General features: G+C 49.2%; 16 protein-coding genes. 10 read left to right on the forward strand and 6 right to left on the reverse strand.

Annotation, left to right across the window (positions count from 1 at the left end):
* The first annotated feature begins 87 nt into the window (after positions 1-87).
* The 3 genes from map (at position 88) to EA26_RS16860 (ending at position 4,232) form a co-directional block, all read left to right on the forward strand.
* Positions 88-966, forward strand: a complete 879-nt coding sequence (gene map / locus EA26_RS16850) for a type I methionyl aminopeptidase (RefSeq protein ID WP_039430297.1) — start codon at positions 88-90, stop codon at positions 964-966.
* A 92-nt stretch (positions 967-1,058) separates the two neighbouring features.
* Positions 1,059-3,680: a bifunctional uridylyltransferase/uridylyl-removing protein GlnD gene (gene glnD / locus EA26_RS16855; protein WP_039430298.1), complete on the forward strand. Its 2,622-nt coding sequence runs from the start codon at positions 1,059-1,061 to the stop codon at positions 3,678-3,680.
* 168 nt (positions 3,681-3,848) lie between these two features.
* Positions 3,849-4,232, forward strand: coding sequence for a DUF3461 family protein (locus EA26_RS16860; RefSeq protein ID WP_039430299.1), 384 nt, complete (start codon positions 3,849-3,851; stop codon positions 4,230-4,232).
* Positions 4,233-4,282: 50 nt separating this feature from the next.
* Here EA26_RS16860 and truC read toward each other — a convergent pair whose 3' ends face one another.
* Together truC and EA26_RS16870 are read right to left on the reverse strand one after the other, a co-directional pair.
* Entirely contained in the window at positions 4,283-5,011 is a 729-nt protein-coding gene (gene truC, locus EA26_RS16865; protein WP_039430300.1) for a tRNA pseudouridine(65) synthase TruC, read from the reverse strand.
* The gene (locus EA26_RS16870; RefSeq protein WP_039430301.1) at positions 5,011-5,325 is read right to left on the reverse strand and encodes a YqcC family protein; all 315 of its coding nucleotides are present in this window, start codon (positions 5,323-5,325) and stop codon (positions 5,011-5,013) included. The genes truC and EA26_RS16870 overlap by 1 nt, the downstream gene beginning before the upstream one ends.
* A gap of 78 nt (positions 5,326-5,403) precedes the next feature.
* Here EA26_RS16870 and EA26_RS16875 point away from each other — a divergent pair, with 78 nt between their 5' ends.
* On the forward strand, positions 5,404-6,441 hold the full coding sequence (locus EA26_RS16875) for a DUF3549 family protein (protein WP_039430302.1): 1,038 nt from the start codon (positions 5,404-5,406) through the stop codon (positions 6,439-6,441).
* Positions 6,442-6,447: 6 nt separating this feature from the next.
* Positions 6,448-6,747, forward strand: a complete 300-nt coding sequence (locus EA26_RS16880) for a DUF3301 domain-containing protein (RefSeq protein ID WP_039430303.1) — start codon at positions 6,448-6,450, stop codon at positions 6,745-6,747.
* Here EA26_RS16880 and EA26_RS16885 read toward each other — a convergent pair.
* Positions 6,707-7,210 carry a GNAT family N-acetyltransferase gene (locus EA26_RS16885; RefSeq protein WP_039430304.1) on the reverse strand — a complete coding sequence of 168 codons (504 nt, stop codon included), beginning with the start codon at positions 7,208-7,210 and terminating at the stop codon, positions 6,707-6,709. The genes EA26_RS16880 and EA26_RS16885 overlap by 41 nt on opposite strands.
* A gap of 836 nt (positions 7,211-8,046) precedes the next feature.
* Between EA26_RS16885 and EA26_RS16890 the strand changes: the two genes are divergently transcribed.
* On the forward strand, positions 8,047-8,349 hold the full coding sequence (locus tag EA26_RS16890; RefSeq protein ID WP_039430305.1) for a hypothetical protein: 303 nt from the start codon (positions 8,047-8,049) through the stop codon (positions 8,347-8,349).
* A complete protein-coding gene (locus EA26_RS16895) occupies positions 8,346-8,789 on the forward strand; it encodes a YaiI/YqxD family protein (RefSeq protein ID WP_039430306.1) in 444 nt (147 codons plus the stop codon). The genes EA26_RS16890 and EA26_RS16895 overlap by 4 nt, the downstream gene beginning before the upstream one ends.
* Before the next feature lie 76 nt (positions 8,790-8,865).
* Here the strand turns inward: EA26_RS16895 and EA26_RS16900 are convergent, their stop codons facing one another.
* The 3 genes from EA26_RS16900 to EA26_RS16910 all read right to left on the reverse strand — a co-directional run bounded on the left by EA26_RS16900 (position 8,866) and on the right by EA26_RS16910 (position 11,095).
* Positions 8,866-10,452, reverse strand: a complete 1,587-nt coding sequence (locus tag EA26_RS16900) for an AbgT family transporter (protein ID WP_039430307.1) — start codon at positions 10,450-10,452, stop codon at positions 8,866-8,868.
* 252 nt (positions 10,453-10,704) lie between these two features.
* Entirely contained in the window at positions 10,705-10,830 is a 126-nt protein-coding gene (gene ykgO, locus EA26_RS16905) for a type B 50S ribosomal protein L36 (protein ID WP_039430308.1), read from the reverse strand.
* A 1-nt stretch (position 10,831) separates the two neighbouring features.
* A complete protein-coding gene (locus EA26_RS16910; RefSeq protein WP_039430309.1) occupies positions 10,832-11,095 on the reverse strand; it encodes a type B 50S ribosomal protein L31 in 264 nt (87 codons plus the stop codon).
* Positions 11,096-11,219: 124 nt separating this feature from the next.
* Here EA26_RS16910 and tsaA point away from each other — a divergent pair, with 124 nt between their 5' ends.
* The 3 genes from tsaA (at position 11,220) to EA26_RS16925 (ending at position 14,508) form a co-directional block, all read left to right on the forward strand.
* Positions 11,220-11,915: a tRNA (N6-threonylcarbamoyladenosine(37)-N6)-methyltransferase TrmO gene (tsaA, locus tag EA26_RS16915; protein WP_039430310.1), complete on the forward strand. Its 696-nt coding sequence runs from the start codon at positions 11,220-11,222 to the stop codon at positions 11,913-11,915.
* Positions 11,916-12,004: 89 nt separating this feature from the next.
* The gene (locus EA26_RS16920) at positions 12,005-13,720 is read left to right on the forward strand and encodes a proline--tRNA ligase (RefSeq protein WP_039430311.1); all 1,716 of its coding nucleotides are present in this window, start codon (positions 12,005-12,007) and stop codon (positions 13,718-13,720) included.
* A 119-nt stretch (positions 13,721-13,839) separates the two neighbouring features.
* Positions 13,840-14,508 (forward strand): tellurite resistance TerB family protein, encoded by a 669-nt coding sequence (locus tag EA26_RS16925; protein WP_039430312.1) that lies wholly within the window; start codon positions 13,840-13,842, stop codon positions 14,506-14,508.
* The last annotated feature ends 58 nt before the right edge of the window (positions 14,509-14,566 follow it).

Consider the following 14,566-nt stretch of genomic DNA (forward strand, 5'->3'; position numbering starts at 1 on the left):
GTTCAACAAATACACATTCTCATTTGTTCCTGATAGAATACGCCATCGGCACATAACCGTGCTCGCAAATTTAAGTAGAGAAAGCCAATGTCAATTAAAATCAAAACCGCACAACAGATTGAGCGCATGCGACTTGCAGGTGCGCTGGCCGCTGAAATTTTGGAAATGATCGAACCTCATATTAAAGAGGGCGTGACCACCGATGAGCTCAATCAGATTTGCCACGACTATGCGACAGAAAAAGGCGCGTATTCAGCCCCTTTGAACTACCACGGTTTTCCTAAATCCATTTGTACCTCCATCAATCACATCGTTTGTCACGGTATTCCAGCCAGCAAAGATGAGATTGGCAGTAACGGTCAGTTAAAGCCTGCTGTGCTAAAAAACGGGGACATCCTCAACGTCGATATTACCGTCATCGTTCCTGACGATGAAAAGGCGGATCTCTCTGTTCGACCACAAGGTTTCCACGGTGATACATCGAAAATGTTCCTAGTCGGTGAGGTTTCACCAGCCAACAAACGTTTATGTATGGTTGCTCAAGAAGCGCTGTACGTGGGAATGCGTCAAGTGAAACCAGGCGCAACGGTTGGCGATATCGGCACGGCGATTGAGAAATACATTAAAGACAACAACAAGAACAATCCACGTAACAAGTTCTCTATTGTCAAAGATTTCTGTGGTCACGGCATTGGCGATGAGTTCCACGAAGAGCCTCAAGTCGTGCACTATCGCAACAGTGACCGCCGCGTGCTCAAAGAAGGGATGTGTTTCACTATTGAACCTATGATTAACGCAGGAAAGTTTGGTTGTACTGTCGATGCACAAGACGACTGGACAGTCTACACTGGCGATGGCAAAAATTCGGCGCAATGGGAACACACCATTGTAGTGACCAAAGAAGGCTGTGAAGTGCTCACTTTACGCAGCGAAGAAACCATTCCACGTTTGATGAAAAACGTCTGATCTCTCAATATCCCCGCCTCGCGGGGATATTTTTTATCGTCCGCAACTCTGTTACAGTCTCCTGCAGATTATGATTGCATGGACAGCACAGTATGCCTTTTCACTCTCCTTTAGCCTTCAGTGACGAACAACTGGTGGTGCCGGATTTAAAAAACCAGCTCGAGCAGTTTGCCGAAGCGCAAAAGCACGCCTTTCTTAACCACCATTCGGTCACCGATCTGGTCCTCGCCAGAGCGGAATACATGGATCTTCTTCTGACTCGTTTGTGGCGCTACTACGGTTTTGCCAATATTCACAACATCGCTTTGGTGGCCGTTGGCGGATATGGACGAGGCGAACTCCATCCCTTATCGGATATCGATATTCTGGTGCTGTCCCAACATAAGCTTCCTCGCGAACTTGAAAGCAAAGTGAGCGAGTTCATCACCCTGCTGTGGGACTTGCGCTTGGAAGTGGGCCATGCAGTGCGCACGGTTGTAGAGTGTGCCAATGTTGGCCGAGAAGACCTCACCGTGGCCACTAACCTCCAAGAGGCACGCCTAATTTGTGGGTGTGAAAACACCTTTCAAGCGTTGAAAAAGGTCGTCCTGTCGGACTCTTTCTGGCCGAGCGAAACCTTTTACCAAGCGAAAATCCAAGAACAGCGTGAGCGACATGCCCGCTACCACGATACCACCTACAATCTCGAACCCGACATCAAATCCACCCCAGGCGGGCTACGTGATATTCATACCCTCAGTTGGGTTGCGCGCCGCCATTTTGGTGCCACCTCTTTGCTTGAGATGAGCCGCTATGGTTTTCTCACCGATGCGGAATATCGTGAACTGGTGGAGTGCCAAGACTTTCTCTGGCGTGTGCGCTTTGCCCTGCACATTGAGTTAAGACGTTACGACAACCGCCTGACATTTGCGCATCAGGCGCAAGTAGCCGAACATTTAGGTTTTCACGGCGAAGGCAATCGCGGCGTAGAAATGATGATGAAAGAGTTCTACCGCACGCTGCGTCGTGTCGCTGAACTCAATAAAATGCTGCTCAAACTGTTTGATCAAGCGATCATCAATGGTGGCGAGACAGAACCTGCCATCATTATTGATGAAGACTTTCAGCGCCGCGGACGCTTGATTGAAGCGCGTAAGCCAGCCTTGTTCCAAGCCCGTCCAGAAACCATTCTCGACATGTTCTTGCACATCGCCAACGACTCCACCATTGATAGTGTCAGCCCTCCGACCTTACGCCAACTGCGCACCGCCAGACGCCGCCTGAACAAGTTTCTCCATACCCTGCCCGAAGCAAGAGAGAAGTTCATGGAACTGGTGCGCCACCCCAACGCGCTGCACCGTGCCTTTAGTTTAATGCACAAACTCGGCGTGCTTGCCGCTTATTTACCACAGTGGAGCCAGATCGTCGGGCAGATGCAGTTTGACCTGTTCCACGTTTACACCGTGGATGAACACAGCATTCGCCTGCTTAACCATATCAATACCTTCGGTTACGCCAAAAATCACGAAAAGCACCCGATCTGCTGTGAAATCTATCCGAGACTACAGAAAAAAGAGCTATTGATTCTCGCTGCAATTTTCCACGACATCGGTAAAGGGCGCGGTGGCGATCACTCTGAAATTGGTGAAACCGAATCCTACGAGTTTTGTATTGAACACGGCTTATCCAAACCAGAGGCCAAATTGGTCGCTTGGTTAGTACGTAATCACCTACTGATGTCCGTCACCGCGCAGCGTCGTGACATTTATGACCCAGACGTGATCACCGAATTCGCCAAACAGGTTCGCGATGAGGAACGCTTGGAATACTTGGTGTGCCTAACGGTCGCGGATATCTGCGCCACCAACCCTGAGCTTTGGAACAGTTGGAAGCGTACTCTGCTTGCCGAACTGTTTTACTCCACCCAAAGAGCTTTACGTCGTGGATTGGAAAATCCCGTCGATGTGCGCGAGCGTATTCGTCACAATCAACAACTCGCTTCGGCCTTGCTGCGCAAAGAAGGCTTCAATGCGCGTGAAATCGAGGTGCTGTGGCAACGTTTCAAAGCGGACTACTTTTTACGCCACACCCATCAGCAGATCGCTTGGCATTGCGAGCATATTTTACGTATGCAAGACCCCGAGCAACCCTTGGTGCTGATGAGTAAAAAAGCCACCCGCGGCGGCACGGAAGTATTTGTGTATACCAAAGATCAGCACGCCCTGTTTGCCACTGTGGTGGCGGAGTTGGATAGACGCAACTTCAACGTGCATGACGCGCAAATCATGAGCAGCAAAGATGGCTATGTACTTGATACTTTTATGGTACTGGATCAAAACGGCGAGGCGGTCGATGAAACCCGCCACAAAGCCGTGGTCAAACATCTCACGCATGTACTGACTGACGGACGGCCGACCAAGATCAAAACCCGCCGCATACCGCACAAGTTGCAACATTTTAAAGTCAAAACCAAAGTCGATTTTCTACCGACCAAGAGTAAAAAACGCACCTTGATGGAACTGGTGGCACTCGATACTCCCGGGTTACTGGCTGTGGTTGGCGCGACCTTTGCCGACATGGGCTTTAATCTGCACGGGGCGAAAATCACCACCATTGGCGAGCGAGCGGAAGACTTATTTATTCTTACCGGCGATTTGGGTGGTCGACTGAACGAAGAGCAGGAGCAATTGCTGCGCGAGAAACTGGTGCAAAATATTGCCGAGCTCGCACCTTAAACAGTTGCAATCATACGATTCCCGTCGCATACACGGTGGGAAGCGTCCATCCTCAAGCGAGCGCGATCTTGTCCACAAGTTAAACAATTTGGTGAGATATCAGCTATCTACTCTATGCACTGGCTGCTACATTGAAGCTTGTCAGTCATACATCAACAGAGGTCGCCTATGTATCCACACCTCACCGGATTAGGTATTCACGATCCAAACCAAATTGAACGTTACTCACTGCGTCAAGAAGCTCACAAAGACGTACTCAAGATCTATTTTCACAAGCAAAAAGGGGAACTGTTCGCCAAGAGCGTTAAGTTTAAGTACCCGCGCCAGATAAAAAATGTGCTAGTGGATAGCGGCAGTCACCAATATAAAGAGGTGACGGAGATTAACCGTAATTTGACGTTGGTGATTGACGAGTTAAATCGCATCACCAAGCCGCCGAAGCAGAGCGAAAGCGACATTAAGCAGAAAATCTTAACCGACCTCAAACACTTAGAAAAAGTCGTATCAAGCAAGATTGCTGAAATTGAAGCCGACTTAGAGAAGTTAAAGTAACCCGCTACTAACAAGGGTTGACTGTTCAACCCTTGTTTGACTCACCGAGCCTAGCTAAGCACAGCTAAATCCCATGCAAATCGAATAAATAACTGCTTCCACACCGCGTCAACGCCCGCGCGAATCACCACCACTTGCTGAGTAAACGGATGGACAAAACGCAGCTCTGAAGCGTGCAATAACAACCTTGGCGCTGCAAATTCCTCGCGAAACAGCTTGTTGTGCTTACCATCACCGTGGGTAGTGTCACCGACGATCGGATGACGCAAGTGCGCCATATGGCGTCTCAGTTGATGCTTGCGCCCTGTTTTCGGTTTTAATGCCATCAAGCAATAACGCGTAGTGGGAAATTTTCCGGTCGAATAAGGCACCTCAACACGGCACAGCGGCTGATAGTGAGTAATCGCTTCCTGCGCTTCTTTTTCTTGAGAGGCAAACTTATCAGCAATTTTGTCCAGCTCGACTTTGAGTGGGTAATCAAGCTCGCCCCCTTCCTCAATCCAACCGCGCACAATCGCATGGTAAGTTTTCTCCATGGCTTGTCCGGCAAACATTGGCATCGCCTGCGAGGCCACCTCAGAAGACAAAGCAAACATCAATACCCCCGATGTTGGACGATCAAGACGATGCAGCGGGAACACATGCTGACCCAGTTGATCACGCAGTGTCTGCATGACAAATTGCGTCTCATGCTTATCCAGCCAACTACGATGCACCAACATGCCTGCGGGCTTGTTAACCGCCACAAAGTGCTCGTCCTGATAAATAATCTCCAACATTAACGGCTTACCTCATCAATTTTTCTTAGTACGGCAATCACTCGATTGTGCTCTGGCTGCGCTTGCCACACCTGCTCAAAATAAGGAGTGATAGCAAATCCCGTTGGCGTCGCGCTTTGTGCCTCGAGCAGCGCCTGCATACGCGGGATAAAAATCCACTGTAACCACTGCTCTGGGGCCAAGGTATCCAGCGAAAAAGGTTCAACACTTTGCAATGCCTTGGTGGGCGGCATGCGTTCTTGCCACAGTGCGGCGGTTTTCAGTTCCGCCTGCAACTCAACCAATAAAGAGGGTAAAAGTGTGCGACTGGTCATTAATCTTTCCATCCTCACCTTGAATTAGCCGCGAATGATACCATCTAATGGGGAAAGAAAGTTAGGACATCAGTGTTAATGGATACCATTCATACCCTTACCCAGTTGCTGAAAAACAGCCACTGCGAGTACACCGTCTTTGATTTGGGACGCCGAATCAAAACCATCACCAATCACGATTTCGCGCAAATAGAGCAAGGCGCGGCGGCCTACCCTTACCCGCTGCAGAGAAAAGCGCATTTAGCCATTGCCTACTGGAACGAACAAAAACAACCGTGGGTGTGGTTTTTAAAGTTTGAACTCGATGAGCGCGGCTTGCTCAAACAAGCAGACATCGGCAACTTCATCAAATACATCATTGAGGCGATGGGCACTCGCTTATCGCAAGAGATGTCAGAAGAGCAGCAGCAAAAACTAGCGAATAACCCCTACACCTTCAAACCGGCAGACGACAAAATGGCGGTATTTCATAGCAAGCTTCGCGCCCAACTCGATCTACCCGCCAGCCAATACTATGAACATGCACAGGCTTATTTCGCTGGCTCATTGGGCTGGGATAATTGGCAAACGGTGGGTTTGCAAGGAATCACCGATCTCTGCGCCCGGCTGGATCGTGAGCAAAATGGCGTACTGGTGCGAAAAGCGCTCGCTCATCTGCCCAGTCAGCCACTGTACGCCTTGTTAGGTGCTTTGGAACACACTGAGCTACCCGACAAGCTGGCGGCTCGTTTAATTGACCTGACCCAATCGGCCCTTTCGCAGCCCAACCCAGATCTATTTCTGATTTCCGCTTACGCCCGCGCCCTCGCAGGAGCGAAACCCTCAGAGATAAAACCGCTGTTGGAGACCATTTTATCCAGTGCCCGATTAAGCCACCAAGAAGTGTTAATTGGCATTGCTGGTCGTGCTTGGCACTGGCTCAGCGATAGCCAAACGGCAGAGCGCTTTTTAACCCGTTTGGCACAAACAGGAAATCAGGTTCTGTTCAACCAGCTATTTGCTGATCTGGTGATGTTACCGGAACTTCGCATGGTGCTATTGCCACTATTGCACGCAAGTCCAAGTGAAGAGCTCTCCTCTGCACTGCGCAAGCTGCAACAGGCGACGAAAGGATAACGTTAAATGATGGGTGATCTTTTCGCCATTCTCGGCTTAGCGTTCTTTTGCTTTCTGTTTTGGCAGCAACGGCAACAGTCGGAGCTGGCAAAATCCGCCATTGTGCGCAAGTGCGAACAACTGGATTTACAGCTCATCAGTGTGGCTTTTGGCGCGCATAAACTGAAAACGCCAGACGGTGTCTGGCGTTGGCATACAGTCTATCACTTTGAATTTTCAGCGCTTGGCGATGATTGTTATCAAGGTCATCTCATCATGAGCGGTTTTAGGCCGCTGAACTTTTTCCTGCCACCACATCGGATGTAAACAGCATCTGCCATGCTTCTTCTCGCTGGCCGCTTTGTGGCTGGCGATAAAAACCAAGTTTACTCAGCAGCGCGATTGCCGCCTTGTTGCTCGGTTTAACCCAAGCGGTGACTTGATCGAGCTGCAAATCGTACACCGCCTTGGGCAGAAACGCTTTCAAGGTTTCCGTCGCAATCCCTTGGCTCCAATAGGCTTTGTCAAATAGAAACCCAAGCGTTGGCTGCGAATCACAGTCGCTGATATACACATGTCCCATGTATTCACGATTGTAGTTATCCAAGACCGCCATGGCATGAATGTTGGGATCATTGAGCACTTTATCAAACATCAGTTTCGCGTTCGCGACCGTATAAGGCCCGCCCAACTCAGCGCGATTCTTCGCACAGCAGTTGAGCATAACAAACTCGAGCTTTAATGAATCATTGTAAGGAAGAAGCAGCGTTCTTCTGGTTACTATGGTCACATCGTATCCTTGATAGCCTTGACATCGGCACACTAAGCGGCCGTGAGTGTCAAAAGAGAGAAGCCGAAATTAAACCAACTTGCACAATAGGTTATTGATCCAGATTGTTTTTTAGACGTTGTTTGTGAATTTTTATAAGATGCCAGCAGCGCTGGCTAGGTTCGAAGGGCTGAGTATAAGAAAAGCCCCGATACAGAGTATCGGGGCTATAGTCTTACTCGCAGCAGTCCGGCTACTAATAATGCTCCCTGCATCATCCATAATAGTGGCTGAATCCTTCAGCTATTCCTTACGTCGCCGTCCTAGCGGTGTCCTGAGTCTTCCCGACTGCTAACATTCCTCGTTAGCGCGCATCACTTGTTCCCTGAGCGGTGTCCCTTGCTTCATCCTGAAGCGGTCCTTACCTCAATCCTTAGAGGGGTCCATTGCCATTCCTTGCTCACTAACATCCTATTAGTGATTGCGTCCGTACAATGTCCTGCGCTCCTTGCTTGATTCCTCTTCCTGAGCAACCAAATCGTCTTCCTGACGATAACCAAATCCTTGGCGTTTCCTGTTCCGTGTCAGCATCCTTCCGACAGGGTCTAATTTACCTTTTTTCCCTATCGGAGCAATCGTTTAACTAAGAAAAAACACCATGACATCCATTACATTTCATTTACAACCTTTTATTATCAATAAGTTACCATAGAATACTCATGGAATGACGTACGCTGAATTAGCTTTTTCTTACAAAGCGTGTGAGATATCTCTTACAAGCAATTACCGAAATTGCCATTCGCCAAACGCCAAACCTCAACGTATGATGAGGGATATATCGTTATTAGAGACCGATTATGTTAACTCAAGACGTTACCGAACAGTTGCAAGCAGTGCTGGAGCAGTTGCAACAACAAGGCAAAGAGCCTACCGTCGCCCTAGTGCGAGCACGCATGAACACGTCAGTGCCGATGCCTGCCTTAATCGCCGCAATCAAAAGTTGGAAGAGTGCTCAGCGCGTACCCAAAGTGGAAGTGGCAGCGCCTCAAACAGAAACCGACCAAGCCGAACGTATTGCCCAATTGGAAAAAACCGTGGCCGAACTGGTCTCGCGTCTTGCCTCTTTAGAGGCAAAGCTCAACGCGGAGACAAGCGCATGAAACTGTGGGTTGATGCGGACGCCTGTCCGAAAGTGATTCGTGAGACCATTGTCCGCGCCGCAGAGCGCACCGGCGTTGAGTGCACCTTTATCGCCAATCATGTGGTGCCTGTGCCCAAAAGGCAAAATATCCACTCCATTCAAGTGCCATCCGGGTTTGATATTGCTGACAATGAGATAGTCAAACGCACCGAAGCGGGTGATTTGGTGATTACGTCAGACATCCCACTGGCCGATGAGGTGATCAGTAAAGGCGCGCTGGCACTAAGTTCCAGAGGCGAGCTCTACACCAAAGACACCATCAAGGCGCGGCTCAATATCCGCGATTTTATGGACACTATGCGCTCAAGCGGTATCCAAACGGGTGGACCTGCGGCATTGTCGCAAACCGAACGACGCGAGTTTGCTAATCATCTCGACAGAATTTTGGCCAAGCGCTGAATCAATACGAAGCGCTGCTTCGATGAGAATCGAAAAAAGCCTGCGAAATTGCAGGCTTTTTCTTTTATTCAGTACGTTAAGGCGTGTAGTACGTCGCTGCGCCCGGACCAACTGGCAGGCCAAAGACGAACACCCACACGTAGAAGAGCAAGCTCCAACCAACAATGAACACCAAGGAGTACGGCAGCATTACCGCAATCAAGGTACCGATGCCAAGGTTTTTCATGTAGCGGGTGGCAACAGCAAGGATCAAGCCAAAGTAGCTCATCATTGGCGTGATGATGTTCGTGGTCGAGTCACCGATACGGTAAGCGGCCTGAATCACTTCTGGCGCATAACCCACCAGCATCAGCATAGGTACAAAAATGGGTGCAGTCACGGCCCACTGTGCAGAGGCTGAGCCAATCATCAGGTTGATAAAACCACACATCAAGATGAAGGCAAAAAACAGCATTGGACCGGTTAAGCCGATCTCTTGCAGGAATTCAGCGCCTGCAACGGCAAATACTTGACCAAAGTTAGTCCATTTAAAGAAGGCAACAAACTGCGCCGCAAAGAACACCAGTACGATGTACATACCCATCGACGACATCGATTTAGACATCGCATTGATCACATCACGGTCGCTTTTCATCGTGCCGACCACTTTACCGTAGACAAATCCCGGTACGGCGAAGAAGACGAAAATGAACGCGACGATGCTTTTCAAAAATGGGGAGCCGGCAATCGTGCCCGCATCAGAGCGCAGAATGCCGTCGGCAGGAACTACGGTCCAGGCCAAAAGTGCCGAGACCAGCAGCGTTGCCAGACCAGCAAGCTTGAGGGCTTTTTTTTCCAGCGCGGTCAATGAGCCCATTTTGTCTTGGCTAAGATCTTCTGAGGCTTCTTCATCGTTGTATTTGCCCAGTTTTGGCTCGACAATTTTCTCCGTCACAAACGCGCCCAAACCTGCAATCACAAACGTTGAGACAAACATGAAGTACCAGTTGACTTCCGGGCCAACGGTGTAGCTCGGATCAATCATTTGTGCCGCAGTTTCGGTAATGCCCGACAGCAGTGGATCCACCGTACCAATCAACAGGTTTGCCGAGTAACCACCCGACACACCGGCAAATGCCGCAGCAAGGCCGGCCAATGGATGGCGACCAAGCGAATGGAATAACATCGCAGCCAGTGGGATCAACACCACGTAGCCAAGCTCAGAAGCCGTGTTGGAGATGATGCCCGCGAATACCACCGTGACCGTCACCATGCGCTTTGATGCGCCCATAACCAGACCACGCATTGCCGCAGACAATAAACCCGAATATTCGGCAATCGCCACGCCCAGCATCGCCACCAGAACCGTCCCTAGCGGCGCAAAGCCAACAAAGTTTTTCACCAGATTGGTGACGATCAGTTCCAGACCATCCGCATTGAGCAGGCTGACCACGTGGATCATGCCATCGGCGGCACGACCTTTCGCACCTTCAGGGCGAGGGTCGGCGACAGACACCTCGAAATAGCCAGCAATGCCAGATGAAATTAAGATCGCCAAACAGAAAAGGGCAAATAGAGTGATGGGATGGGGTAACAAGTTCCCCAAATATTCCACCGAATCAAGAAAACGCGTAAACAGCGACTTCTTTGGTGAAGATTGATTTATTGAAGCAGATGAACTCATCTGTTCCCTCCTTGTAGTTTTTCCTGAGCAAATGTGACAGAAATGTCAAAAGCTGGCGCAGGGTACTTGAGCAAGGAGGGAAATAAAAATTACAAATGTTACAAATTATTGCAAAATAGCCGTATTTATGACCATATTCTGATTCATAAATGGTCACATCATCTATAAAACAAATATTTACCAGAATTATAATCAAGAGAAAATCATTACTGCATACGATATCTGTTTACAACTAACCATTTGATACTTCGCCTACTTTTGTACCGCTTTAAAACGAGGATTGGATTTGCAAATCACATACAAGCGCCCTCTACGTTTGACGATTTGGCAATCAGGGTGGCGGCTTTTGGCACTTTTTAGCGACGATAATACTTTCATGTTACTGCTCCGTTTCTTTGTTAAATTGGCCAAAACGGCGGTTGAAATTCGCCACTCGCCCCTCTTTTTGCACCACACGCTGTTTGCCGGTGTAAAACGGATGCGATTCCGATGACACCTCAATGGTGAAATAAGGGTATGTCTGGCCATCTTCCCACTCAATGGTGCGATCGGTTTGCAATGTTGATCCGATCAAGAAATATTTATCGACGCTGGTGTCATGAAACACCACTTGGCGGTATAGAGGATGGATTCCCGGTTTCATTTAATTTCCTTCGCAATTAAGTGTTACAATATAACATAACAAATGATAGTTATTATCAAAAAGAGTTGCAAGTAAAAAAGTGTGGTAGCTTTGCTGCATTCTTTATTCAGCCTCCACAAACGCTATGTACGCCATCGAACCCATCGGTATTATCCAAAGTCCGTATAAAGAAAAATTTGCCGTCCCTCGTCAGCCAAGGTTGGTGCCTGCTGCCAGTGCCAGAGTCAAGCTGAGTGGCGCAACCAATAGCCCAGAAGCGGTCAGAGGGATAGAACAGTTCTCACACCTTTGGCTGCTGTTTCTGTTTGATCAAAACCTTGATGCTGGCTGGAAGCCAACCGTGCGTCCACCGCGTTTAGGGGGCAATGAGCGGGTTGGCGTGTTTGCTTCGCGCTCAACGTTTCGCCCCAATGGCATCGGTATGTCAGCCGTCGAGCTTAAAGGCGTGAGCAAACAGGGTGAGCAGATCTATCTTGAGTTGGGGAGTGTCGATCTGGTTGATGGCACGCCGATTATCGATATCAAACCCTACATCCCCTACTCCGATTCCATTCCCGAGGCACAAGGTGGGTACGCAGAACAAGCGCCCGAACAGGCTTTGGTGCAATTTAGCAATCAGGCCGAACAGGCGCTGCAAAAGAGAGCCACTGGCGCACACGAGCGTGAGGTTATCGCTCAGGTGTTAGCGCAAGATCCGCGCCCGGCTTATAAGAAAAGTCGCGCCGATGAGAAGCAATACGCGGTAAATTTGTTCGATTTGAACGTGAAATTTATCGTAACCGACAAGTTAGTGACGGTTACCTCTATTGAACGCTTTTGACATTGAGTAATGGCTGATATCATAGACGGCTTAATTTTACTCCCTCTTTGCTGAGGGGCTTTTAAACATGATGAAACGGATACCATAGAATGCGTACCAGTAAATATCTTCTTTCAACTCTGAAGGAGACTCCAAACGACGCAGAAGTAGTGAGCCACCAGCTCATGCTACGTGCAGGTATGATCCGTAAGCTGGCTTCAGGTCTATATACTTGGCTGCCTACCGGTCTGCGTGTACTGCGTAAAGTCGAAAACATCGTTCGTCAAGAGATCGACAATGCAGGTGCAATCGAAACCTTGATGCCCGTTGTACAGCCGTTTGAACTATGGGAAGAGACAGGCCGCTCTGAAAAGATGGGCCCGGAACTGCTTCGCTTTACTGACCGCCACGTTCGTCCATTTGTTCTAAGCCCGACCGCAGAAGAAGTGATTACCGCGTTGGTTCGCAACGAAGTGAGCTCGTACAAGCAGCTTCCCCTCAACCTGTACCAGATCCAGACCAAATTCCGTGACGAGCGTCGCCCTCGTTTTGGTGTGATGCGTGCACGTGAATTCTGCATGATGGATGCGTACAGCTTCGATATCGACAAAGCTGGCTTAGAAAAATCTTACCAAGCGATGCACGATGCTTACTGTAAAGCATTCGACCGCATGGGCCTTGAGTACCGTCCAGTACTCGCAGACTCAGGTGCGATCGGTGGTAACGGCTCTCAAGAGTTCCACGTACTGGCTGAAAGTGGTGAAGACCTCATCGCCTTCTCGACTGAATCAGATTACGCCGCTAACATCGAGAAAGCAGAAGCCGTTGCTCCTGCGGTTGAGCGTGCAGCGCCAACGCAAGAGATGACACTGGTAGATACGCCAAACGCGAAAACCATCGCTGAACTGGTTGAACAGCACGGTATCGCAATCGAGAAAACCGTTAAGACGCTATTCGTTAAAGCGTCGGACGCCATTGATGCACCTATCGTGGCGCTGATCATCCGTGGCGACCACGAACTCAACGAAATCAAAGCAGAAAACCTTGCTGAAGTTGCAACGCCTTTAGAGATGGCAACAGAAGAAGAGATGCGCGAACTCATTGGTGCTGGTGCAGGTTCTCTGGGCCCTGTTGGCCTTAAGTTACCATTTATCGTTGACCGCTCGGTTGCTGTCATGAGCGATTTCGGCGCTGGTGCCAACATCGACGGCAAACACTACTTCGGTATCAACTGGGGTCGTGATGTGGAGCTTGGCCAAGTTGCTGACCTACGTAACGTGGTGGAAGGCGATCCAAGTCCATGCGGCAAAGGCACATTGATGCTGAAACGTGGTATCGAAGTGGGTCACATCTTCCAACTAGGCAATGTGTACTCGGAAGCGATGAACTGTGGCGTTCTCGATTCAAACGGCAAAAACGTCATCCTAGAGATGGGTTGCTACGGTATCGGTGTTTCACGTGTAGTGGCAGCCGCAATTGAACAAAACAACGATAAGTACGGCATCATCTGGCCTGATGCGATTGCTCCGTTCCAAGTGGCTATCGTGCCAATGAACATGCATAAATCTGAGCGCGTTCAAGAAGCGGCAGAAAAACTGTATGCAGAACTGACCGCAGCGGGCATCGAAGTGCTGTTTGATGATCGTAAAGAGCGCCCAGGCGTAATGTTCTCTGATATGGAACTGATCGGCATCCCTCACACTATCGTGATTGGCGACCGTAGCATGGACGAAGGTCACTTTGAGTACAAGAACCGTCGTTCTGGTGAAAAAACACCTGTCGCGATGGCGGATATCGTTGAGCACATCAAAGCGCAACTGAAATAACCCGAGCTCTTTTATAACAACAGTTAAAGGGGATTGGTCAAGACCAATCCCTTTTCTATTAATCTTTGGTTCAGATTCCCCTCTTTATGCTTGCTTCATGTTTAGTTAGGAGAGTCGACATGGATCTAAAAAGCCTTCTCAATCAAGCCCTCAACTCTGATCTTTTAAAACAAGGTTCAGAGGCATTGAACAAACAAACCCAAAACCTCAAAAACAACACCAACGCTAGCCAACTCAAAACACTCGGTGCAGGCGCATTGGGTGGCGGCCTCATCGGCATGCTGATGGGTTCGAAAAAAAGCGCAAAGATGGCCAAGAAGCTTGGCAAGAATGCGCTCAAAATTGGTGGCGCCGCGGCCTTAGGCGCGTTGGCTTATAAGGTTTACAACGACTGGCAAGGAACTCAACCAAACACTGGCGTGACGGAAGCTTACGACCCACAAAACAACCATCACTCGTTGCTGATCATCAAAGCGATGATTGCGATGGCCAAAGCAGATGGTCATATTGACCAGCAGGAAATGGCGCAGATTGAGCAAGCACTCAGTGAGATGAACGCCGATGAACAGGTGCGACAACTCGTTCAACAAGAGCTGCAAAAACCACTCGACCCAACCGACATTGCCAAGTTGGCGACATCACCACAGCAAGCAAGTGAAATTTACCTTGCCTCGCTGATCATCGCAGACGAACAAAGCTTTATGGAAAAAGCGTATTTGCAAGAACTGGCTAAGCAGCTACAGCTGGCTCCTGAAGTCATCGAACAACTTGAACTGCAATTGCGTTGATGAATCTTTGCTCAGGGTGATCATTAACTTGCGCCAAAACAACTCTGAGCTTTGAGTT

The sequence above is a fragment of the Vibrio navarrensis genome (assembly GCF_000764325.1).
GTDB classification, from domain to species: Bacteria; Pseudomonadota; Gammaproteobacteria; order Enterobacterales; family Vibrionaceae; genus Vibrio; species Vibrio navarrensis.